Source organism: Niallia sp. Sow4_A1, assembly GCF_052116745.1.
Classification (GTDB): domain Bacteria; phylum Bacillota; class Bacilli; order Bacillales; family Cytobacillaceae; genus Niallia; species Niallia hominis.
Genome location: NZ_JBQKKM010000001.1, coordinates 71,161 through 94,636, shown reverse-complemented (window position 1 = coordinate 94,636; position 23,476 = coordinate 71,161). Strand labels below are relative to the sequence as shown.

Here is a 23,476-nt window from a genome sequence, read left to right as displayed (position 1 = left end):
CTAGTCATTATATCACTTTTTCTCATATTAAAAACTACAAAAACTATTGTCAAAAACCGAAAAACATAGTATCTTTAAAAAGAATCAGCAGAAAACGTTTTCAACAATTAAATTCAACCATCTTCTTTTTTTGCTATTTTGCGCAAACGTTTTCACAAACCTTTTCATCATGACTTCACTTTCTCGATAAATACCTTTATTTTCTTAGCGCAATCGTTTTCTTGGAAGCAATACATAGGTAGCAACAGAAGTCATTCTGTTTCTCATAAAAAAATGGAAAGGAGAATGTTTTTTGAAAACAAAAAAACATCCTTATCTCGCACTATGTTTAATTTTTCTTCTTATTTTCAGCAGCTTTGGAGGCTATCTTCCAAGTAAAAAAGCACAAGCAGATAGTTTACTAGATTCCCCTATCCTTACTGCTGATAAGTCCGTGCAGTTTTTCTATGATAATGCAGCTGCAAAGGAAGTTAAAGTGGCAGGAAGCTTTACGGATTGGCAAAATGGAGCATTATCAATGGAACAGGATGCTGATAATCGATGGTCGCTTACCGTTCCGAATCTCGCAGCAGGTGTCTATCAATATAAGTTTATCGTGGACAATGAATGGATAACAGATCCAGCCAATGAAAAGATAGAAAATGGAAACAGTACCTTCGTTGTTCCCGGCTTAAATCTTGATTTAATTCCTGTAAAAGTTGAAAAAAATAAAGCCTATCCATTAGAAGCAACACTAGTAAACAAAGATGGCAGTGTGCAAAAGGAAACGCAGCTAACTTGGTCACTGAAAGACAAAGTTGAAGGTATCGAGCTTGTTGATGGACTACTAAAAGTGCATGACAATGCAAAAGCAAATGAATCCTTTACCCTTCTTGCTGAAAAAGATGGGGAAAAAGCAGAAAAGAAAATCGAGATTGTTGGAAGCATGTATACGTACAATATAAACTATTACCGTTTCGATGAAGACTATACGAAATGGGATTTATGGATTTTTAACAGTGGCGTACCTGATAATGGCTTTCCTTTTACGAAGAATGTTACAAATGATTATACGTTTATAAGTGGAACTTATTCTTTTCCAGAAAACGAGATAACCATTATCCCCCGCAAAGGAAACTGGGAAGCACAAGATGCGCAAAATACAATTGTTGTTGCTGATGGCAAACAAGATACTGAAGCATGGGTAATTGAAGGATTAGAAACTGTTTTTTACTCGAAAGAAGAAGCTATTAAAGCCATTGATAAGTTAAAGGGAGGCAATTATGAACGGCGACATATCCAATTTATGTATGATCGACCTGATTCAGATTACAAGGATTGGCATATATGGGTTTGGGGAACTGGTGTAAAAGATGATCAAATCGATTTTGATCAAAATCTCCATGGCATGGCGACTGCAACGATTAATGTAAGTGAAGAAACGCAAAACGTTGGATTTATTTTACGAAAGGGTGAGAATTGGGATACTGCTATTAAAGAAGGTAATGGAGACCGTTACATTTCTCTAAATAAAACAGATTTAATAACGAAGGTTTATGTAACTAGTGGTCAAGAGGATCTTTATATTGTCCCTGAAGTTACTGGTCCTGTTTTGGAAAACGGAAATGCCACATTCTACTACAGAGACAAAGATTTATTTGCTAAAAATGAAATGGACAAAATCGAGCAAGTAGAACTTCAATACAATGGAAAACGTTATAAGATGGCGAATGAAACAAAGAATGAACGTTTTTCCTATACGATAGAAAATATTCCAGAAGGAACGCATCCTTATTCATTCTTTGTCACAATTGATGGGATAGAAACAGAGGTTACTGATCCTTACAATACAGTCGATGGAAAGTCCCTTCTCGCTTATGAAAAAGCAGATTTAAATATACTTGCAAATATCCATCCAAAAGAAGCTACTTATAACGACAATGCAGTACTAGCGGTTGATTGGAAAACAAACAAGAATACAGCTATTAGAGAAGTTTATGCTGATTTACGAACAATTGGTGGAAAAGAAAAAGTAGCGATTGATCCACAATTAAAGGAACTAACCATTGCTATTGACCAAAATACAACTACTGGACCAAAAGAAATTCCAGTATATATTATCGATCAGTATGGCAACACTCATACAGAAAAAGCAGAAATCACCATTAAAGCAAGACATTCAGTAGGAAAAGATGATTTTGACTGGGATGAGGCAAGAATATACTTTATGCTTACCGATCGATTCTTTGATGGAGATACATCCAACAATGATCCGTACGGTATTGGCTATGATACGAGTAAATCTGGAACCTATCATGGTGGAGACATTAAGGGCATAACGAAAAAGTTAGATTACCTCGAAAACCTTGGAATCAATACAATATGGATTAATCCTATAGTAGAAAATATCCAGTACGATGTTCGCAATGAAGAGCCAGAAACCCCTTATTATGCGTACCATGGATATTGGGCTAGTAATTTTGAAAAGTTAAATCCTCATTTTGGATCAATGGAAGATTTTCATGAGCTAATTGATGCAGCCCATGATCGTGGGATAAAAATTATGGTTGATGTTGTCGTAAACCATGCCGGCTATGGTTTAAAAGCAAGTGATGCAGTAAATGATGGAAAAATCGCCAACTTCCCTACATCGGAAGATCGAAATCGTTTTGCTGGAATGTTCCGTGATGGTGGCACAGATACTGTACAAGGGGAACTATCTGGACTACCTGATTTCTTAACCGAGAAGCCAGAAGTACGGAAACAAATTGTAGATTGGCAAACTAGCTGGATTGAAAAATCAAAAACAGCGAAAGGCAACACGATCGATTACTTCCGTGTCGATACAGTCAAGCACGTTGAAAATACAACCTGGATGAGCTTCAAAAATGAATTATCAAAAATTATGCCAAGCTTTAAATTAATTGGAGAAGCATGGGGAGCACAGGTAAATGACGATCAAGGCTATTTAAATAGTGGCATGATGGATTCCTTATTAGATTTCGATTTCAAATATTTAGCACGTGATTTTGCAAATGGCGATATAGAGCGTGTCCAACTTGCATTAGAGGAAAGAAATAATAAGCTTTCAAATACAGGAACATTAGGCCAATTTTTAGGTAGTCATGATGAAGATGGATTTTTAGAATCTGTTGATGGTGACATAGGAAAGCTTAAACTTGCAGCAGCTCTCCAAATTACTTCCAAAGGTCAACCTGTCATTTACTATGGAGAAGAGCTTGGACTGTCAGGAGCAAATAATTACCCTTACTATGATAACCGTTATAGTATTGATTGGAATTTAACACAAAACAATGATGTCCTAGCACACTATACAAAACTATTAAATGCTAGAAAAGAATACTCTAGCGTATTTTCAAAAGGAACTCGTGCTCAAGTAACGGGGAGTGATGAAGAAGGTTATTCTGTATTTAAACGTGAATACTCCAATCAGCAAGTTTTTGTGGGATTAAATACGAAAGAAACAGCAAATGAAGTAACTTTTGAAGTTCCATTTGCTAAGGAAGCAGTAGATTTATATTCTGGAAAGACATATCCTATTAGTGAAAATAAAATTACGATAAGCCTTCCTTCTAGAGAAGACGGTGGAACTATTCTATTAGTCGATGCTGATGAAAAAGAGCCAACTCAGCCTACTAAACCAGAAACACCACCTACTTCTGGAGAAACAGATTCGGAAACACCACCGCCTGCTTCTGGTGGTAACGATGTTAAAACACCAGGCTCGGAGGATTCAAAGCAAGTCACAGAATCATCAAGTAATCCAAACAAAGGAAAAGGAGAATCACTTCCTAATACTGCTACAGGTACTTATAACCTTCTTTTAATTGGGTTAAGTCTCCTGCTAATTGGGGCAATTGTATTTCTAGTACAAAAAAGGAAAAAGCGAACAGCTAATTAACAGAGAAAAATACCTGACAAGGAGTTTTCCTTATCAGGTATTTTTCTCTGTCTTTCTTTGCTTATAAATAGAATAGAAAAAAGCGAAATGCCCCACGAAATTTCGTTTCCATAATCTTCTCGGCTCTTTTCCCATTCGATATAGCCATTCGAGACGAAGGTCGCGAAAAATTTTAGGAGCTCTTGTAACTTCACCGGAAGAAAAGTCGATAAAAGCACCTACAGCCATTGTAATCGTGCTCTCAAGCTTTGATCGATGTTCCTTAATCCACTGTTCTTGTAGCGGCATCCCAAAACCTACTAAAAGAATATCTGCCTTACTCTCATTAATCTGATGGATGATCCGATCGGTATTTTCTTTCGGAAAATATCCATCCTGATTGCCTACAAATAAAATATTCTTATAGGTTTCCTGCAACCGCTCTTGAGCTTTTTGTGCAATGCCAGGCTTAGCGCCTAAAAGAAACACTCGATATTGGTTACTCTTCTCTTCATTTAATGATTCAAATAATGCAGGGATAAAATCTGTACCGTTTAAATTTTCCTTAAAAGAAAAGCCAAAAAACTTAGCACCCATTTCGATACCGATTCCATCATTTAACAATAAATCTGCATTATTTAACATATCGCGATATTCCGAATCCTTTTGTGCAATATTATATCCATGGTCATTTAGAAAAAAAATATCCGATGCAATTTTTTTCTCCAGTTTTTCTTTTATATATGTAATAGCTTCTTTTGAGCCTAAAACATCTACTTTTAAATTTCCTAGCCATTTCTTATCCATTTTGTATCCCCTAATGAGAAAATTTTTAAAAAGCCCCTTTCTATTATATAAAAATTGTCTCCTAGAAACAATTAAGGCTAGTGATGGTTTACTCGTAACATTTCTAAAGGAAAAAAGGCTTGCATTCTATTTTCTCAACAACCCTTCTATTAAACAGAAATATTCACTATGCATATGTTGAAATATGTCGAAAGATTGTATATGAAAAGGTTGTTAACATTAGCACAATAGTGATAAAATTTTACTTGTACAATTATCAGATAAAGGCAAACCATCTGAAAGGGTGGGACGCAAAGCTTCAGGTCTAAGGTAGATTTTTACTATGATGGCTGGGTCACCTTATATTCTCTATAAGGAGGTTAATTATCATGATTAATTTGTTTCCCACAGATGTTTTGACGAAAAGTAATTTGGACAGTGAATGGATAACACTCATAATGGAGGCAAAAAAGCAAGGCTTCACCCAAGAAGAAGTACGTGCCCTATTAACAATATTAGAAGATAGCAATTGAACACAATATCAGAATATTCAATAATGATAACGTTTTAGCCTTAATTATTTTTAAGGTTATTTTTTTTGCAAAAGCATAAGCCAATGTACCTTTCATGCCGCCTTTACATACAATAATATTGTTCAATAATTCACAAAAAAAGCGCCTCATTAGGCACTTTCAAAAAAGAAGGATTTCTTGGGGGAGTTTATTGATTTTTTCTATTAAAAGATTGATTGTTTCAAATGAATTTTGAAACGGAAAGATAATGGGTGTGAGTAGTGTATAGGGTGAAAGTCTTAAGATGTTGGGGAAGTACGCGAGATGTTTTCCATGTGAATAATATGTTCTAATTGCTTTATTCTTCTATTACATTGTTCTAATTTTTCATTTGTCTTTGCTTGCATTTTAATTAATGTAACCATTAAATCTGGTGCATTATTCACCATCCTTACCTCCTTTACGGAATGGTATGTTCCACTTTTTTCGGATCCAAGAAACGAACAGATTCGGCAATTACTTCTGTCACATAGACCTTTTTTCGATCCTGGTTTTCGTAATTCCTCGTATGGATCCTGCCAGTAATACCAACCAGTGAACCTTTATTACAATACTGTGCTGTATTTTCTGCCACTTTATTCCACAAAGTACATAGGACAAAGTCGGCATCGTAATCGCCAGCTTGATTTTTATAGTTTCTATTTACTGCGACAGTAACATTCACTATAGACGTTCCTTCTTGTGTAACTCTTAGCTCTGGATCCTTCGTTAGCCTTCCTACTAAAGTAACCTGATTAATCATCTTTTCCCTCCTCTCTATTATAAATTAGTTAAATCATACTATTAAGGAAGAAGATTGCCAAATGTCGAAATTTCAAGTTTTGTCACTATTTCGACATAAAACATCGAATTTTCGCCTAGGCCATTTTTGCATTTTTAAACATAAAATAGCTTTAAACTTTAATTTTTGCATTTTTTTAAAAAACCTAAAAAAATCTCTTCTTCCGATGCATATAAAGCATCGGAAGAAGAGATTGATAGTTCTTTTTAGTTATACTCAATTAGTTTTACTTATTATATCCAGCGATTACAGTGTTCACTTGTTCCATAACGCCTGCCTTCAATGCGCTCAGCTTACTTGTGCTTTCTTCTAAAGTAGAACTATTTACACTAAAGTAGAACTTAGCTTTCGGCTCTGTTCCTGATGGACGTAAGCAGAACCATGAACCGTCATCTAGATAATATTTGATTACATTGGACTTTGGTAAATCAATCAATGTTTCTGTTAAGCCTTCTTGACGTTGACTTGTTAAATAATCTTCTACTGCAACAACATTTAAGCCATTAACTTCTTTGATTGGAGCTTTACGGAAAGTGTCCATAATATAAGCAATTTGTTCTGCTCCATCTTTCCCTTTCAATGTTAAGGACTCTAATCCTTCTTGATAGTAGCCGTACTTTTCAAAGATTTCTAGTAAACCTTCGTAAAGTGTTAAGCCTTTTGCTTTATAGTATGCAGCAACTTCTGCAGCAAAAATAGCAGATTGAACAGCATCCTTATCACGAACAAAATCACCAATTAAATAGCCATAGCTTTCTTCATATCCAAAAAGGAATGTATGCTCATGTGTTTGTTCGAATTCCTTAATTTTTTCACCAATAAATTTAAATCCAGTTAATGTATCAATTGTAGGAATTCCATAAGCTTTGGCAACAGTGCGCCCAATTTCAGATGTTACAATCGTTTTGATTACAACACCATTATCAGGAAGAATGCCTTTCGCTTTCTTCTCTGATAGTAGATATTCAAGCATTAATGCACCTAATTGGTTTCCTGTTAGAACCGTGTATTCTCCACTTAAATCTTTAACCGCAACTCCTAATCTGTCTGCATCTGGATCTGTTGCTAGAAGAATATCCGCATCGATTTCTTTGCCATAACGAATCGCAATTTCAAAAGCGGCATGCTCTTCTGGATTTGGCGATTTTACAGTTGAGAAGTTAGCATCAGGTAATTCCTGTTCTTTTACAATCGTTACATTTTCAAATCCGAATGCTTCTAATCCTGCACGAACTGGCTTGTTTCCTGTACCATGTAATGGCGTATAAACTATTTTTAAATCCTTTGCTTCTGGCAAACGATTTAATTGAATTGTCTTTAATTGTTCTACATAGGCAGCATCTACATCTGCACCAATATATGTCAATAGTCCTTTATCTAATAGCTCTTTTTCTTCTAAAACATCTATTGTAAGCTCGTCTTCTACTTCATTTACATATTTAATAATGATATCTGCAGCCTCAGGAGGAAGTTGTCCACCGTCTTCTCCGTATGCCTTAAATCCATTATACTCAGGAGGATTGTGACTAGCGGTAATCACTACTCCAGCAAATGTATTTAGATAGCGTACAGCAAAAGATAATGCTGGTGTTGGACGAAGTTCTTCAAATACATAGGATTTAACTCCAAGCTTCCCTACTACTTTCGCAACCTCTAAAGCAAATTCTGGAGATTGATGACGGGAATCATACGCCACAGCTACTCCGCGTTTCATCGCTTCTTCTCCTTGTTCTACTATGTATTTCCCTAATCCTTCTGCTGCTTTACGAACAGTATAAATATTCATTCGGTTAATACCAGGCCCTAATTCTCCACGCATACCGCCAGTACCAAATTCCAAATGCTTATAAAAACTGTCCTCCAGCAACTTATCAGATGTTTGTAATTCTGTTAGTTGCGCCTTTAAGTTAGCTTCTAATCCTGCAAAACTTGTCCACTTTTCTACGATTTCTTTATAAACCATTGTCGCTGTTCTCCCACCTTTTAAATTAATGTGACGATATATCTTTACATTACCTAAAATATGTATATAAGTAAAGATTTTTTAAAAAGCGCTTTTATGGAACCAATATCTCTGAGTAGTCCTTAATACCTACAGTGATAAGGGTTCCATAAAGATTATCTTCAAAAAATTATTTTTTTCTCCACATTTTTGCAAGAGGACCACTTTCCCCATAAACAGGATCTGCAACAGGGAACACGGCATTTTCGATTTCCTCCTGTACCCCTTCCAAGTCCTCCTCCACGTCTTTTTTGAGATTATACTCTACTCCATTAGGATATGCCCCAACCACTTCAAAGTCTGGTGAAGCAGATAATTTTTTATGACCTGTTCCAGCTGGAAGCAATAAAATATCTCCATGCTTTACAATAAGCTTTGATCCACCTTCCCCACCTATTTGTAATAAAGCAGATCCTTTTTTAATACCAAGTACTTCATGTGCATTGCTATGATAATGATGGTATGGAAAAACTCCATTCGTCCAACTATTTTTCCAATTATTTAAATGAAAAACTTTTTCTATATTTTCCTCCTTATTCTCCATTGCCCTTTTATAATGTAAAGCAGGCAAATAAGGGTGATTTGGTATATATCTATTTTGTTCGAAATAATACATTGTAATATCTGGATTAGCCATTGGATGTACACCTCTCTATCTATTGATACTACTGTATACCCCTCTTTTTCCTAAATCATTCCTTTAGTTAGCAACACTAAAATCCAATGATTCCATTGAATTATTACCGCTTTTCTTTTTATTCCGACTTCTTTTTTTCTACTAAAAATTAGAGGATTTTCGTCGATATAAAGCGATGTACATTAAGTTGCTAGATTCTTTTGAAAAGCTTAATAAGTCCATTTCATCTTATGCGTGTTATAAAAGAAAGGAGAATAACATGAGAACATCCATTAAGCAGAAATTATTAGCAAGTTTTCTGATTGTTTCTATTTTATTTATGATTCTGTCCTATTATTCTTATAGAAGTACAAAGGAAACTGTAGAAAAATATGATTATTTAATCGAAACAGTTACAGAATTACGCTCTATCTCAGAAAAAATCAACACAAATGCAGCTAGACAAATTGCAAACGTAAGAGGCTATTTTGTCTATGGAACCTCTGATTACAAAAACAGAGTAAATGGAGCAAGCAGTAATATTGATACTTTTGTAGACAATGGGATTAAGATCTCTACCAATGCAGAAATAGAAAAGCGATTAAATGAATTAAAGACTTTAAATAAAGAACTTACACATAAGGCTAACGCACTGATGAATAGCAATAATCCTTCTCAAACTGCTTTAGATGAGGTTACTACATTATCTGATAATTTATCACAACAGGCTGAGACCTTAAATATTTTGCTGACAAATGATGTCTTGAATCCAGAAATTGAAAGTGCTCAAACACACTCAAAACAAAAAATGTTATTTGTTATGATATTTAGTGTTTTCGTTACTGCTATTTCTTTAGCTATTGGTTTCCTACACGCTTCTCTTATTACGAAGCCGATTCAAAGTTTGAAAACAAATATGCAGAAAGTTGCTAAAGGGAACTTACATACAGATAAATTCTCTATTAAAGCAAAAGATGAAATTTACTATTTAAACGAGGCTTTTGAGCAAATGAAAGATAATTTATCGCTCATGATTTCCAATATGACAGATAGCTCTACTCTTGTGGCAGCATCCGCAGAACAATTAACTGCAAGTGCAGAACAATCGAGTAATGCATCTGCTACAGTCGCGTCCTCTATACAGTCTATTGCTGAGAGCAATGAGCATACCATTGCTAAAATCTCTGATAACAAGCTCGCCCTAGATTCGATTCTTGACGGAGTGGAGGCAATTAAGGAACGTTCCTTGCATGTATCTGCACTATCACAAGCTGCTTTTACAAATGCAGAAAAAGGAACGAAACAAGTTCATGATAATTTGAATCAAATGGAGTTCATCTATGACTCTGTTCAACGTTCCAATTCGATTATTGCCGCCTTGGCTGATCGATCAAATGAAATTGGAAAAATGATTGAATTAATAAGCAATATTGCTGACCAAACAAATCTATTAGCATTAAATGCTGCCATTGAAGCTGCTAGAGCAGGGGAAAATGGGAAAGGATTCGCAGTTGTTGCTGATGAGGTTCGTAAATTAGCGGAGCAGTCACAAGCTTCTGCACAAGATATTTCACAGTCCTTACATGGAATTCAGCAGGATACATCTGAAGCAGTCACCATGTTGAATGAGACATTGGATAAAGCGAAGACAGGAGTAAGCATATCAACCAATACCGTTGAATCTTTCTCCATCATTGTATCAAATACGCAAAAAGTAGCTCCAGAAATAGAAGAAGTTGCCCTAACAGTTGCCAAGATTACGACACAAATTGAAGATGTGGTGGAGGTTGCTAACGAGATTGCCATTCTTTCTAAAGAAAATGGGAGTGGTACAGAAGAGGTTGCCGCTTCTACAGAGGAGCAACTCGCATCCATGGAAGAAATTAAAGCATCTGCAGAATCTTTATCTAGTATGGCCGATGAATTAATGGATATTGTATCACAGTTTAATCATAAAGAAGAAATCTAAATATGAGGTGAAAGGAGTATAGGACAATCTGTTCCATACTCCTTTTTTGGGGAACTAAATGGAATTGGTTTGGCTGATATAACTTTATTTGGGCTGATTTCCCCTTGCTTTTGGCTGATATATTCATAAGGTTGGCTAATATAATTAAAAATTAAAGCAAAATTCACAAGAATCCACATAATTTTTTAAGAAAAACCTCTTTCATCATCTTTACCTCGCAAAATAGAATAAAGAAAGTAAATACCAATCAACACTAAAAGGATAAACAAAAGTAGAAATAAATAATGGAAACCTAGCATTACTGCCTCGAATTCTGAGCGCTTTGTATCATTCATCCAATCTGTTATCGTGCCATCTAGCCATGTATTCATAAAGGTAATCGCAAGTGCTGTTCCGATAACCATTCCGATATTACGAAGCAAAGCAATCGTACTGCTCATCATTCCCAAATATTGCAGGGGAACATATAGCATCATAATGCTGTAATTCGGTGAGGTTAAAATCCCCATTGAAAAACCTAATAAACTAAACAAAATAATTAATGTTGCTAAAGATGTTCCTGGTGTTAAAAAACTAAGCCCAAGCATGGTCATACATAATAGTCCTAAACCAATTACTACTACCTTTCCCCCGCCAAATCGGTCTGATAATGATCCACTTATTGGACCGAGTACTGCAAGAAATAATGGATAACACATTAATAAAAGTCCTGATTGATCTGCTGAGAATCCTAATACGCCTCGTAAATAAAACGGCATAATGACAGTAGAAGCAAACGCTGCACAATAGCTCGCCATTAAAATCAACCCACCTGCTTTAACGATTGGGGAAGAAAAAATGGAGGGCTGTATAAAGGGATGCTCTTCCTTCCTGCTATGGAAAAAAAAGAAAAGAAAACATGCAACACTAACACATGCTATTCCTAATAAATATACCTTATAAACACCCTCCCCTATTGAGTTAAGTACAAAAACAAACGAAACAATCCCTATCCCAAAATAGATGCTCCCCTTATAATCAAAACTGGAGTTCTGAAAGCTCTTATCCCTCGGCACAAATTTTTGTGCCAAAAAATAGGCTCCGATGCTTATTGGCACAACGGTCCAAAATAACATATGCCAAGAAAATGCTTCGATAAAGAACCCACCAACGGAAGGACCTAATAAAGCACCTATTCCAACAGAAGTACTAATAATGCCAAGTGCCTTTCCCCGATGTTTTTCAGGATAGGCATCTGTTACAATTGCCATATTAACGGCCTGTAACATGGCAGCACCACCACCTTGGATAACTCTCGCAATAATTAAAATGGGGATACTTGATGATAACGCAGAACCACATGCCCCTACGGCAAAAATAAGATAGCCCATATTATGTATACGTTTTTTTCCAAATTGATCAGCTAATTTACCCATTAGCGGTAAAAATAGCATGATGGATAGAAGATAGCCATTGACAATCCATTGTGTGATAGATAGCTTTGCAGAAAAATCAATCGATATATCTGTTAAAGCAATATTGACAAAGCCTGCAGAAAAATGAGATAAAAAAGCGCCTGTACATACAGATAACAACAAAAGTATCGATTGATACTTTTTATCCTCTGCTTTTGGCTCATTCCTTACCTCCAAATAGCTTATCTTGTTTTTAGTCATTTGAATCATCCTTTGTGGTGTTGAACATCTGCATATTTTTAATTGTGAGTATATTAGGAGAGAATCATTCTCTCCTATATACATTTTACTACTACTAAAGTAATCAAAATCTCGAATGAATTCATTCACTTCCAACAGGTATAGCATGAATAGATTGGATAACTTCATTACTAGTAACAACTGTACCAAAAAACTGATTGATGGTTTGCAATGTCATATTGTGTGCCTCTCTTGAGAAGGCTGCTGTACAGTCAGATAAGAAAATAACATCATAATCAAGCATGAAGCCATCTCTTGCTGTTGATTCCACACAAATATTTGTACTAACCCCTGCCATTAAAAGTGTCTCGATTTTCAAGGCTCTAAGTACGGAATCCAATCTTGTATTAATAAATGCACTGTATCGATGTTTTATCACAATAACATCATCATTATCTGGTTCTAATTGATAAAACTCCGCTCCCCACGTATCCTTTCTACATAAGTTTGTTTGATTCTTTCCTTTTAATCGTTTAATCCACGTTTCCGAATCCGTACTATTCTCATGGATCGTCTGGATATATATAATAGGGACATTTTCCTCTTTCATAGTTGCAATCATATTTTTTAGATTAGGCATCATTTCTTCGACCATGGAAACGTCCAAATCCTGTTTAGCCAAACATCCTTCTTTATGACAATAATCATTCTGAACATCAACAATTAGTAAAGCACTATGTTGTGGATTCCATTCCAACTTCATCTGTTTCATCCTTTCAAGTCAAATTCACTTCTACTCTTTTTACCGTATTTTTAAGCAATTTTCGTTTATTGGGAAAGTGCCTCTACAAACTGCATGTCAATTAACTCATCGTAACTATAGCCATTTGTGTAAACGCCTGTTTTTTCTACAACTTCCATTGGTTTCGCAAGCGCTTCTTCCGTTATAAATCCATCTTTACTCCAAAGGCTATCTGCATAAGCTCGATCAAGTGAAGCCTGTAAGCTATCTTCTGAAGTAGAAGGAAACTCCTGTTTTAAGATCTCCAGTGCCAATTCATGATCCTCATCAATCAACTTTAATCCTTTCATAACAGCACTTACAAAGCTATTTACCGTCTCTGGATCTTCTTCTATAGTTGATTTTTTGACACTTAAAACAGAATATGGATAATCTCCAAGACTTGCAAAGCTGTAAAATGGTTCGGCCCAGACATCTTTATTTATTCCTTCTGTAATTTGTGGTTCTGCTCCATTTGCGATGTCAGCTTGACCGGATTCCACTAAAGAGACGACAGCACTAGCATCTGCTGGTTCTTCTAGTTTGACATCTTTTTCAGGATCTAATCCTACATCCATTAATAACCAGCGAGTTAGTAGGTTGGGACTTCCACCAAATCGCCCAGCCGCAATGGTTTTACCTTTTAAATATTCAGCAAGGCTCTCCTTACTAGTATCTGTTATTGTTTGTTCTGTATCCGCCATTAGGTAGACATTCGCTCGGTTTACGACATTTACTACAGAAACAATCGGGTCAGAGTTACCTGTGTTTGCCATCTGATTTGATTCTGGACCACCGATATTTCCCCACGCATCCCCACTTACTACTGAAGTAACATGTGCTCCTCCTGTTGCTGTAATGACTTCCACCTCCAGCCCCTCTTCTTCAAAAAAGCCTTCTCGAATCGCCGCATATAATGGTAAATAGCCAATTAAGTGAACTGGTTCTGCAATAACAAGCTTTTTTGTTCCACTTTCAGACTTTTCTTCTCCACTTGTACCTTCTGATGAGGAACATCCACTTAAAATCATTAAAAGAAGCAACAAATAAATTCCAGCTTTAAAGAAAATACTTTTTTTCATTTCCTTTTCTCCCCCTCTATGCATACTTTTTATATCCTTAATTAATCCTAAAATCGTTACCCTCTTATTCTTCGTCCTCTTAATAAACGTTTTTCTACCCATACGGTGCCAACATACATCAGTACAGATAGAATGGATAAAACAACAACCCCTACCCAAACTAAATTAATATTCATAATCTGTCCCGCATACAAAATCATTCGACCAATTCCTTGTCTAGAACTAATAAATTCGCCTACGATTGTACCTGCTAACGCTAATGCAATATTAATTTTCAAACTACTGACAATCCATGGCATCGCAGACGGGATAACGACTTTCGCAAAAATATGATGTTTTTTGGCTCCTAAAGAAAAAAGCATTTTTTCTAAATCAGAATCAACACTCTTCACTCCACTATGTGCCGCAATGGCTGTGACAATAACCGTCATCATAAATGCCAAAACAACCTTTGAACTAAAACCAATTCCAAAAAGAATGACTAATACCGGAGCCAATGCTAATTTCGGAATGGCGTTAAAAGCAATTAAATAAGGCTCCGCTATTCTGGAATAAAAGTAGGACCACCAGAAGGATAATCCAAGTAATGCCCCAAAAAAAGTCCCAAATAGAAACCCTAATATCGTTGCTCCTGATGTATATAGGAGGTCGCTCCATAAAGTCCCTTCCGTAAAAGCAATAAGGCCTGTTTCCCATATGATCGATGGGCTGCTCCAGTAATAAGCATCAATGATTTTCCACTTTGCAAACAACTCCCAAAGAACAAAGCCAAAAATACCGATTAAGAGCTGCCCAATAAGCGTAATCCGTTTCCTTCTTCTTTCCTTTAGCTCTTCATCCTCAATAAGAATGGATGAGTCTATCTCTTTCACTTTCACCTTATGCGGCAATATGATTTGCTCTGGATTGTCACGCATGTCTAACTCCTCCTTTATGTAAATTTATTTTTCTAAGACTACTTCTTGCTTTAATAAAGCAAATAAATGCTGTTTTAAATCAATAAATGCTGGTTGTAATAACGTTTGTTCATTTCGTGGTCTTGATAAATGTACATCTACCTTTTCCTTAATCCGTCCAGGTCTCGGAGATAGAACATAAATCTCATCTGACAAATAAATCGCTTCATCTATGTCATGGGTTACAAAAAGAATCGTTTTCTTAAAATCAGTCCAAATATTAAGAAGCCATGTTTGCATCAGCAACCGAGTCTGTGCATCTAAGGCACCAAAAGGTTCGTCAAGCAAAATGATATCTTGATCGTATAAAAGGGTTCGCAATAATGCTGCTCTTTGTCTCATGCCGCCAGATAATTCATCTGGATAATGATGTTCAAACCCACCTAAGCCATATTTTTGCAGAAGGGGCATTGCTCTTTCGATCGCCTCTTTCTTGGTAACTCCCTTGATTTCCAGTCCTAATATCACATTTTGCAAAATACTTCTCCAAGGTAGTAGCAAATCTTTTTGAAGCATATAGCCTACATTTCCATTTTTTCCGACGATATTCTTGCCATCGAGAAGCACTTCACCTGTCGTTGGCTTAATAAGCCCTGCAATTATATTAAATAACGTCGATTTTCCACAGCCACTCGGACCAATTAAACTGATAAATTTTCCTTCTTCGATTTTTAAATTGGCATCCTTTAAGGCAACAACCTCTTTCCCTTCTTTTTTAAAAATTTTATTCGTTTGGCGAACCTCTAGTTTATACATAGTGAAACTCCCTTCTTTCCTTTGAATTGCCATTATATATACACTTGCTTTTTCCAAATAAAAAAACCGCCAGAATTTACCGAGCGTAATCGCTCAGTCTAATTCTGACGGTTTTCCTGCTCTCTTAAATAGAGTTCATTTAACCAGCCAAATAGGATTCAATTTTGTTTTCCAACAAAATAATTGTTCCACTAATTTCTCTCATGGAATCATAGTCCTTTAATATTAGCTGCACATTAAAGTGCAGTTTTTCTTCTAAATTACGCAAAAGCAGTTCCTTGTATTTATCAATTAATAGACGATCAATGATCTCCGCAAGGTTATCACTTGAACTTTCTATTATTTCTAGTACAGGAATACGTTTATGCTTAGCAATAATAATAATTTTATTATCCATTAAACTAATCTGCTGTTCGGTAAGACCAACTTTGAAAATCAATTGATTCACAAGATTGTTTTCCCTCATGATGCTTTGCTTCAATTCTCCTAGTGTTCTTGGTAGTTGATCAACTAAAATGATTATCACCCCCAATAGATATAGCAGAATGAATGAGCGATTCCTTTGTCGACCAAATGCTCACATCATACAAGCAAAACGTGATCTATCCACTTATTAAAATAGTGAATATTCTGTTTATTGGATAATATCATATCATTGTACAACTTTCTTCCTTTTTGTCAGAATTTCTTACTCTATTTTTTTAAAGAGGCTGTTTCATCTAGTTTGTTGGCATAGCCTGAATAATGAATTTTCCCCCTATCAAACAAATCAAAGCTCTAATTCTAAGGAAAGAAATTTATAGTCTAAATAGTCCTCTAAACCATATCTTCCACCTTCACGACCTACTCCTGATTCCTTTACTCCTCCAAATGGGGCTTGTGCCGTTGTTGGTACCGGATCATTAATGCCAATTATTCCGTATTCTAGTTTTTCAGACATTCTAAAGACACGAGATACATCTTTTGTATAAAAATAAGCCGCTAATCCATACGACGTATCATTGGCAAGATGTAATGCTTCTTCTTCTGTATCAAATTCAAAAATTGGCGCGACTGGTCCGAATGTTTCTTCTGTTGCGATTTTCATTTCATGGGTAGCATGTAATAAAATGGTCGGTTCATAGAAATGTCCTTTTTTATAGACTTCCCCTGTAGGTTTCTTTCCCCCATATACTACTTTTGCGCCTTTTTTAACAGAATCAGAAATATGGTCCTCTGTTTTAGCTACTGCAGCTTCATTAATTAGTGGTCCAATTGTTACTTCTGGCTGTAGACCATTCCCAACTACTAATTTGTCCATTTTCGTTACCAATATTTCGGAGAAACGCTCTGCAATAGTTCTCTGGACATAAATACGATTTGTGCATATACACGTCTGGCCAGCATTACGAAACTTACTTGCAATAACTCCTTCTGCTGCTTTTTCTAAATCGGCATCTTCAAAAATGATAAAAGGAGCATGTCCCCCTAACTCCATTGATATCTTTTTCATGGTAGCTGCAGCTTTTGCTGCAAGTGCTTTTCCAACCTTAGTGGATCCTGTAAAGGTTATTTTTCTTACTTCTTGTCTTTCCATCATCGCCTCGCCAATTGGAGCTGCTTCCCCGTGGACTAAATTTAACACACCTTTTGGCAGTCCTACTTCATGAAATATCTTCATTACCTCAATTGCTGTTAAAGGCGTAGATTCAGCAGGCTTTAAGACAACTGTACAGCCAGCAGCAAGAGCCGGCGCTATTTTTCGAGCAAGCATGGCAATTGGAAAATTCCATGGCGTAATGGCAGCAACGACGCCAACTGGCTGTCTTAGCACAATGATTCGCTTTGTTTCAGAACTGGAAGGAATTGTATCCCCATAGATTCGTTTTCCTTCTTCAGCATACCATTCCAAATAATCAGCAGCTAAGTTCACTTCTCCCTTCGCTTCTGCTATTGGTTTCCCCATTTCCGTCGTAATAATGGTTGCGAGATGATCTATTCTCTCCCTTAACTTTTCCGATACTGTTTTCAGATAAAAAGCGCGTTCTTTAGCTGTTTTCTTTGACCATGAAGGCAAAGCATTCTTTGCTGCATCGATTGCTAAATTCCCCTCTTCCTTTCCACCTCTTGCTATCTGTTCAATAACTTCACCGGTAGCTGGATTATAGACTGGATAGGTTTTTCCTGTGGTTGCCTGACACCATTCTCCATTAATATATTGCATTTCTATTCTCCTTTCTCGTCTGTTTTTTTTATCATAACAAACATTTTGGATAATTCCACTTGATGAAACTCCATTCCTAAAATTACTCTATTAATGGAATAGACTCTATAAAAAAGAAGCATCCTTTTTTAAAAGATACTCCTTTTTTTCGATTAATTCACATAAAAATAACCAACGACTCCCAAAATGACAAGTACGATTAATAGTACACCATATTTTCGAAAAAACCTTACTCCTGGATTTGCCGTTTGCTCACGCACCTCTTTTAATAACTTCTTCAATGATTGTGACCGGATACTTGTTAATTCTTTTTTCATGTCTTTTTTCTTCCATATGGAGTTTCGATCTGTTATTAAATAGTCCTTTAAAGCATGGCTAAATCTTGGACTTGTCCCATATTTTTTTAGAGACCATTCTATATAATCAAGCATTTCATCCTCTGATCCATAGATGGCTATATTCGAAAATACTTGGCGAAATTCCACCCCTTCCATTCCGCCTGGGAACAAAAGGAGGAAACGTTCATATGGTTTAAAAAGGCCATTGTCTTTGATAATCTCCTGTGCCAAATCACTTGCTTTCGCCTTGATTGGTGTACTCGCCATCCGAAATACATGTTGTGTTTGTTCAATAGGAAGATAGAAGTAGGTATACAGCAGCTCTAACACCTCAAATTTCTCCTTCTCCCAGCCTTTAATTTCAAAGCTATGTTCCTCTTTATCTAGTAAAAATATTTCCCCAAAATTTTTCACATCTACTAGATTCACTTTTTCTAGCTGTAATTGCACCAAAAGCTGTGCCTTTACATCTGGCAGAGCCATTCGTTTATATGTTTGAAATGGAATGGATCGTTCAAAGTATGTAATTACTTCAAAAACGACAGAAATAGGATGACTACTTTTTTTGACTTCATACACTAGTCTATTTTTCGTTAATTTTAAGAAAATTGCATTATGTTCAAAAGAGGAATTAACATTTAATAAGCTCTTTATATTAATCAATACATCTGCTAATGAATGTTGAAAGCTAAATTTATCCTTTAAGTAATCTTCCATCATCTCAGCGTAAGAAAAAATATCACTCATATAAGATAAAACTTGCTGATAAATGTCTGGGTATTTTTCTAAAATCCCCCATAGCGATTGACAGATAGCTTCTCCTTCATAGTAAGCAAGGCTTTTCACTATAAAGTCAACAACATTTACATGTTCTACTGCCTTTTGAATTTCCAAAACGAATCTCAAATAATCCTGTACAATGGAAGCATCCTTCATTCTTTCTTCTCTTTGAAGCAAGTGTGTGAATATATTTACCAATTCCACTTTTTCTCGATGATTTTTTTGAAGAAAAGCTAACAGCATTTGTAAAGTGCCTACTTTATCCTTTTCATAAAAATAGTAATCTAGCTTCTCCATATAAAACAGCAGAAATAAATCATCATATGTTTGAATAGTTAGTTTCTTTTGCTGATCTAATCCTTGTAAGGCCCGCTCACAGTATATGAAAAACTCGTCAAGCTCCGTGGCAGTCTGAAGTGCTTCATAAGCGAAATGGAGATAATCATGTTCTTCTTCCTTAAAGGTTAATCCACTGCTTTTATGCTGACTTAAATCAAATGTAAATTGATTTTCCACCGCTCTGTTTCGTAGACGAATCGATCCTTGTTCTACAAACATAACATGGATATTTTCGATAATCTCCGGTTCATTATGAAATGTGGTTGCTCCAAACAGTTTTCTTGTTTCATAGGGCATATATAGAAATAGTAACTCCAATAGCCACATGGCATATTTATGTTGCATGTTAGGTGGAGCCTGAAACGATATATAGACTCTTTTCTTTTCAGCAACTGCAGTAATACACGCACACAGCAGCTCCTTATATTTCTTTTCATCCAACTGTAAAACATGAAACAGTTCTTGCTTTTTAGCATATATATTTTCGTTTTTATAAGGTATATGGTCGATTTCTTCTAGTTCCCCCTTTAGATTTTCCATATCTTCCAAACCATAAAATTGATCAATATGAAAAATTTGGGAAGGCTGAAGGATCCATTCTTCTTTTCTATTTGCCGGAATAATATAATTATGTACAAAAAGACGATTCTTTTGCTTCGAGCTTTCTGCAGGTGCAAAATTAGATTTTCCTATAACGAATTCACCTGACTCAGGCTGAATCATGGTAAATAGCGGCGGATAGGCGTCTATTTCTTTATCACCGCTTTTCTTTAATTCACTCGGCATATGATAGGTACTAATGGGATTAAGATATTTTTTCACGAAGCTTTCATCAACGTTTGGCGAAATGACTATTGTATCAGCACCCTCACTGGAAAGAAAAAAACCTTTACTATCCTTCGTTACTATTTGCTGCTGTATCAGGCTTTTTCCCATTATCCTCTCCCCTTTCTTCTCTTTAATAGGAATTTACTGCAAATTTATCAAAAACATATATAAAAACGCTACATTAATAGTAAATAAAAAGCAGCATACTTATCGCTTCTAATGGTCCGTTTTCCTAAAAAAACATTTGTTTCTCCTAATGAGGAGAGTAATTATTCCATGAATATGGATAAATAAAAAAACAGCTAATACCTGTATTATACAGGCATGCCGTTTTTTTAAAAACCAACTTTGCAAGACTTTTCAAAGAAATATAGAAATTCTTTTCTTCATTCTCCTAATTCCTTGATATATTCCGTATCCCAATACAGTCCCAAATGTATTTAAAATCAAATCGTCTATATCACTCCATCTATTTTCCATAAACCATTGAATCATTTCAATAGAGCATGAAAGCCCTGCTCCCGCTAATAGCACGGGGAGAAACGAACTTTTTTTCGGAAAGGTTAACGGGTAAAGTAATCCAAATGGAATAAACATAGCGATATTTCCAATATTATTTACAATAGCAGAAAATACACTACCATCTAGGAAAATCTCCGTTATCATCAAAAAGGGTGTAAAATTATGTCCCCCTTTGGCGATGCCAGTTCCTAAATACATATTGGGAAACATTGTTAAATAAACGATAGCTAGTAAAGAAGTGAGGAATAAACCATCCATAACTATTTGTTTTCTATTCATAAACAACCTACATTTTTAGTTTTTTAATTAGATTATCCATTTATTTGGTGTTTTATTCCAATAATTTGTTTGTGGGGAGATTGTGGGGAGATTGTGGGGCTCTGTTACGTTGCCTTCTGTTTTATTCTGGTTGTGGTTGTGTGAGGGCTTAGATATGGGGGTTCTGTTACGTTGGTTACTGTTTTTTCCGGATTTCGGGCTTAGAGAGGCGCTTTCTGTTACCTTGCACCTTCTTTTGCTGGATTTCGGGCTTAGAGACGCTTTCTCTGTTACCTTTGCACCTTCTTTTGCTGCATTTCGGGCTCAGAGAGGCGCTCTCTGTTACCTTTGCTACTCCTTTTTCCGCATTTCGGGCTTAGAGAGGCGCTCTCTGTTACCTTTGCACCTTCTTTTGCTGCATTTCGGGCTTAGAGAGGCGCTCTCTGTTACCTTTGCTACTCCTTTTTCCGCATTTCGGGCTCAGAGACGCGTTCTCTGTTACCTTTACACCTTCTTTTGCTGCATTTCGGGCTTAGAGACGCTTTCTCTGTTACCTTTGCTACTCCTTTTTCCGCATTTCGGGCTTAGAGAGGCGCTCTCTGTTACCTTTGCTACTCCTTTTTCCGCATTTCGGGCTTAGAGAGGCGCTCTCTGTTACCTTTACACCTTCTTTTGCTGGATTTCGGGCTTAGAGAGGCGCTCTCTGTTACCTTTGCTACTCCTTTTTCCGCATTTCGGGCTCAGAGACGCTTTCTCTGTTACCTTTGCTACTCCTTTTTCCGCATTTCGGGCTTAGAGAGGCGCTCTCTGTTACCTTTGCACCTTCTTTTGCTGCATTTCGGGCTCAGAGAGGCGCTCTCTGTTACCTTTGCTACTCCTTTTTCCGCATTTCGGGCTCAGAAACGCTTTCTCTGTTACCTTTGCACCTTCTTTTGCTGCATTTCGGGCTTAGAGAGGCGCTCTCTGTTACCTTTACACCTTCTTTTGCTGCATTTCGGGCTTAGAGAGGCGCTCTCTGTTACCTTTGCTACTCCTTTTTCCGCATTTCGGGCTCAGAGACGCTTTCTCTGTTACCTTTGCACCTTCTTTTGCTGCATTTCGGGCTTAGAGAGGCGCTCTCTGTTACCTTTGCACCTTCTTTTGCTGGATTTCGGGCTTAGAGAGGCGCTCTCTTTTACCTTTGCTACTCCTTTTTCCGCATTTCGGGCTCAGAGAGGCGCTCTCTGTTACCTTTGCACCTTCTTTTGCTGCATTTCAGGCTCAGAGAGGCGCTCTCTTTTACCTTTGCTACTCCTTTTTCCAGATCTCGGGCTTAGAGACGCTTTCTCTGTTACCTTTGCACCTTCTTTTGCTGGATTTCGGGCTCAGAGAGGCGCTCTCTATTCCCTTCCAATTCTCTTTTTTAAAAAAAAGGGGGGGCAGACTGTCTCTATTTCTTTCCCACTCAAGAACAATAAACTTAATCATTCTTTCAATAATTATTCAAAATAACTCCAACGATTGTTTCCGATTAGCTTATAATGCTTTTCTAATATTTTCCGGATCCTTTTCTTCGAAGCAATGATTCTACACCAATTATATAATAGGGGTGTTGTTATTTTTTCATTTGGGAAAAGTATCTTAAGTTCTTCTACATTTCGTAATACCACCTTTTCGAATGCTTCTTCATGGCCACATTCTTTGCAAAGTACATTCGTTCCTGCTTCTGCTACTTCGAATGAGTTGCACACTTCGCAGAAAATCCCTTTCTTTAATTCTTTAAATTCATATGGAGGTAATTTTGAAAAAGGGGACTTATTAATATGCAACGATGTTAATTTTTCAGCTAGTTGCTTCTGAGATTTGTTTGTCTTTTGGGAATGATGATTTATTCTTTTTAAATATCGCTGGATTTGTGTTGGAAAAATAAAAGGTAACGTTAATGGTGCTTGATATAGGGTAAACTCAGGATTTATAAAAACAACAGAGGAAGTGATTGTTTTATTCTCCAAACCATGCTTTTGAAGTATTTGTTGAAATAGTGTTTCATTCCTTCTTATTTGATTTAATGGATTACTGATTTCCTTATGATTCATCGTATAGATGCGATCATTTTGATAGTAATAATCTCCTTCGTAATTCTTTATTTCAAAAAGATGAATTTCTTCTAATGTGATGATTGTGGAGTCAATCTGAAAAATGTTATTGTTCGTTTGGAGCAATAAATCATGGATGATATAGCCATTTTCTATAAGTTTTTCCGTGAAGCTATCAAACATTTTTTCTCCTTCAAAACCTTTTTGCAAATTAACTAAATATTGTTTTTCATTCGCACTAAGTTCCAACCGCTTATTCAAGGAATTTAAAACGAATATTTCTGGAGATACTGTACGAGGTTTGTAAAGCATAATAAT

18 protein-coding genes and 1 riboswitch are annotated in these 23,476 nt (G+C 36.2%); of the genes, 3 read left to right on the top strand and 15 right to left on the bottom strand.

Annotated elements, in window-relative coordinates; genetic code table 11:
• The first annotated feature begins 292 nt into the window (after positions 1-292).
• Positions 293-3,901, top strand: coding sequence for an alpha-amylase family glycosyl hydrolase (locus ACTQ5K_RS00440; RefSeq protein WP_251627631.1), 3,609 nt, complete (start codon positions 293-295; stop codon positions 3,899-3,901).
• Positions 3,902-3,934: 33 nt separating this feature from the next.
• On the opposite strand, the gene ACTQ5K_RS00435 is transcribed toward ACTQ5K_RS00440, so the two are convergent.
• Entirely contained in the window at positions 3,935-4,687 is a 753-nt protein-coding gene (locus ACTQ5K_RS00435; RefSeq protein ID WP_251627633.1) for a WecB/TagA/CpsF family glycosyltransferase, read from the bottom strand.
• A gap of 255 nt (positions 4,688-4,942) precedes the next feature.
• Positions 4,943-5,029: riboswitch (cyclic di-GMP riboswitch) on the top strand.
• Between the two features lie 26 nt (positions 5,030-5,055).
• Between ACTQ5K_RS00435 and ACTQ5K_RS00430 the strand changes: the two genes are divergently transcribed.
• On the top strand, positions 5,056-5,199 hold the full coding sequence (locus ACTQ5K_RS00430; RefSeq protein WP_109767414.1) for an anti-repressor SinI family protein: 144 nt from the start codon (positions 5,056-5,058) through the stop codon (positions 5,197-5,199).
• 278 nt (positions 5,200-5,477) lie between these two features.
• On the opposite strand, the gene ACTQ5K_RS00425 is transcribed toward ACTQ5K_RS00430, so the two are convergent.
• From ACTQ5K_RS00425 to ACTQ5K_RS00410, 4 genes are all read right to left on the bottom strand, one after another.
• Positions 5,478-5,627 carry a hypothetical protein gene (locus ACTQ5K_RS00425; RefSeq protein WP_204375772.1) on the bottom strand — a complete coding sequence of 50 codons (150 nt, stop codon included), beginning with the start codon at positions 5,625-5,627 and terminating at the stop codon, positions 5,478-5,480.
• A gap of 11 nt (positions 5,628-5,638) precedes the next feature.
• Positions 5,639-5,980, bottom strand: a complete 342-nt coding sequence (locus tag ACTQ5K_RS00420) for a single-stranded DNA-binding protein (RefSeq protein WP_031540392.1) — start codon at positions 5,978-5,980, stop codon at positions 5,639-5,641.
• Positions 5,981-6,245: 265 nt separating this feature from the next.
• Entirely contained in the window at positions 6,246-7,982 is a 1,737-nt protein-coding gene (locus tag ACTQ5K_RS00415) for a phospho-sugar mutase (RefSeq protein ID WP_031540393.1), read from the bottom strand.
• Between the two features lie 169 nt (positions 7,983-8,151).
• A complete protein-coding gene (locus tag ACTQ5K_RS00410) occupies positions 8,152-8,658 on the bottom strand; it encodes a cupin domain-containing protein (RefSeq protein ID WP_031540395.1) in 507 nt (168 codons plus the stop codon).
• A 259-nt stretch (positions 8,659-8,917) separates the two neighbouring features.
• Between ACTQ5K_RS00410 and ACTQ5K_RS00405 the strand changes: the two genes are divergently transcribed.
• Positions 8,918-10,606: a methyl-accepting chemotaxis protein gene (locus ACTQ5K_RS00405; protein WP_441993163.1), complete on the top strand. Its 1,689-nt coding sequence runs from the start codon at positions 8,918-8,920 to the stop codon at positions 10,604-10,606.
• 185 nt (positions 10,607-10,791) lie between these two features.
• Here the strand turns inward: ACTQ5K_RS00405 and ACTQ5K_RS00400 are convergent, their stop codons facing one another.
• The 10 genes from ACTQ5K_RS00400 to ACTQ5K_RS00355 form a co-directional block, all read right to left on the bottom strand.
• Positions 10,792-12,261 carry an MFS transporter gene (locus tag ACTQ5K_RS00400; RefSeq protein WP_031540398.1) on the bottom strand — a complete coding sequence of 490 codons (1,470 nt, stop codon included), beginning with the start codon at positions 12,259-12,261 and terminating at the stop codon, positions 10,792-10,794.
• Between the two features lie 121 nt (positions 12,262-12,382).
• The gene (locus ACTQ5K_RS00395) at positions 12,383-13,003 is read right to left on the bottom strand and encodes a cysteine hydrolase family protein (RefSeq protein ID WP_035416839.1); all 621 of its coding nucleotides are present in this window, start codon (positions 13,001-13,003) and stop codon (positions 12,383-12,385) included.
• Between the two features lie 65 nt (positions 13,004-13,068).
• Positions 13,069-14,103, bottom strand: a complete 1,035-nt coding sequence (locus tag ACTQ5K_RS00390) for an ABC transporter substrate-binding protein (protein ID WP_031540400.1) — start codon at positions 14,101-14,103, stop codon at positions 13,069-13,071.
• 56 nt (positions 14,104-14,159) lie between these two features.
• Positions 14,160-15,020: an ABC transporter permease gene (locus tag ACTQ5K_RS00385; protein ID WP_081836744.1), complete on the bottom strand. Its 861-nt coding sequence runs from the start codon at positions 15,018-15,020 to the stop codon at positions 14,160-14,162.
• A 24-nt stretch (positions 15,021-15,044) separates the two neighbouring features.
• Entirely contained in the window at positions 15,045-15,815 is a 771-nt protein-coding gene (locus ACTQ5K_RS00380; protein ID WP_109767437.1) for an ABC transporter ATP-binding protein, read from the bottom strand.
• A gap of 139 nt (positions 15,816-15,954) precedes the next feature.
• The gene (locus ACTQ5K_RS00375; protein WP_152910832.1) at positions 15,955-16,341 is read right to left on the bottom strand and encodes a Na-translocating system protein MpsC family protein; all 387 of its coding nucleotides are present in this window, start codon (positions 16,339-16,341) and stop codon (positions 15,955-15,957) included.
• Positions 16,342-16,584: 243 nt separating this feature from the next.
• Positions 16,585-18,018, bottom strand: coding sequence for an NAD-dependent succinate-semialdehyde dehydrogenase (locus ACTQ5K_RS00370; RefSeq protein ID WP_441993159.1), 1,434 nt, complete (start codon positions 18,016-18,018; stop codon positions 16,585-16,587).
• Positions 18,019-18,170: 152 nt separating this feature from the next.
• The gene (locus ACTQ5K_RS00365) at positions 18,171-20,411 is read right to left on the bottom strand and encodes a GAP1-N2 domain-containing protein (protein WP_349205348.1); all 2,241 of its coding nucleotides are present in this window, start codon (positions 20,409-20,411) and stop codon (positions 18,171-18,173) included.
• A gap of 252 nt (positions 20,412-20,663) precedes the next feature.
• Positions 20,664-21,104, bottom strand: a complete 441-nt coding sequence (locus ACTQ5K_RS00360) for a VanZ family protein (RefSeq protein WP_235250474.1) — start codon at positions 21,102-21,104, stop codon at positions 20,664-20,666.
• 1,457 nt (positions 21,105-22,561) lie between these two features.
• Positions 22,562-23,470: a nuclease-related domain-containing protein gene (locus tag ACTQ5K_RS00355; protein WP_031540407.1), complete on the bottom strand. Its 909-nt coding sequence runs from the start codon at positions 23,468-23,470 to the stop codon at positions 22,562-22,564.
• Positions 23,471-23,476: the final 6 nt, after the last annotated feature.

Coding starts and splice junctions, on each gene's coding strand:
- ACTQ5K_RS00435 (WP_251627633.1), bottom strand. CDS start 4,687: ATGGATAAGAAATGGCTAGGAAATTTAAAAGTAGATGTTTTAGGCTCA.
- ACTQ5K_RS00430 (WP_109767414.1), top strand. CDS start 5,056: ATGATTAATTTGTTTCCCACAGATGTTTTGACGAAAAGTAATTTGGAC.
- ACTQ5K_RS00425 (WP_204375772.1), bottom strand. CDS start 5,627: ATGGTGAATAATGCACCAGATTTAATGGTTACATTAATTAAAATGCAA.
- ACTQ5K_RS00420 (WP_031540392.1), bottom strand. CDS start 5,980: ATGATTAATCAGGTTACTTTAGTAGGAAGGCTAACGAAGGATCCAGAG.
- ACTQ5K_RS00415 (WP_031540393.1), bottom strand. CDS start 7,982: ATGGTTTATAAAGAAATCGTAGAAAAGTGGACAAGTTTTGCAGGATTA.
- ACTQ5K_RS00410 (WP_031540395.1), bottom strand. CDS start 8,658: ATGGCTAATCCAGATATTACAATGTATTATTTCGAACAAAATAGATAT.
- ACTQ5K_RS00405 (WP_441993163.1), top strand. CDS start 8,918: ATGAGAACATCCATTAAGCAGAAATTATTAGCAAGTTTTCTGATTGTT.
- ACTQ5K_RS00400 (WP_031540398.1), bottom strand. CDS start 12,261: ATGACTAAAAACAAGATAAGCTATTTGGAGGTAAGGAATGAGCCAAAA.
- ACTQ5K_RS00395 (WP_035416839.1), bottom strand. CDS start 13,003: ATGAAGTTGGAATGGAATCCACAACATAGTGCTTTACTAATTGTTGAT.
- ACTQ5K_RS00390 (WP_031540400.1), bottom strand. CDS start 14,103: ATGAAAAAAAGTATTTTCTTTAAAGCTGGAATTTATTTGTTGCTTCTT.
- ACTQ5K_RS00385 (WP_081836744.1), bottom strand. CDS start 15,020: ATGCGTGACAATCCAGAGCAAATCATATTGCCGCATAAGGTGAAAGTG.
- ACTQ5K_RS00380 (WP_109767437.1), bottom strand. CDS start 15,815: ATGTATAAACTAGAGGTTCGCCAAACGAATAAAATTTTTAAAAAAGAA.
- ACTQ5K_RS00370 (WP_441993159.1), bottom strand. CDS start 18,018: ATGCAATATATTAATGGAGAATGGTGTCAGGCAACCACAGGAAAAACC.
- ACTQ5K_RS00365 (WP_349205348.1), bottom strand. CDS start 20,411: ATGGGAAAAAGCCTGATACAGCAGCAAATAGTAACGAAGGATAGTAAA.
- ACTQ5K_RS00360 (WP_235250474.1), bottom strand. CDS start 21,104: ATGAATAGAAAACAAATAGTTATGGATGGTTTATTCCTCACTTCTTTA.
- ACTQ5K_RS00355 (WP_031540407.1), bottom strand. CDS start 23,470: ATGCTTTACAAACCTCGTACAGTATCTCCAGAAATATTCGTTTTAAAT.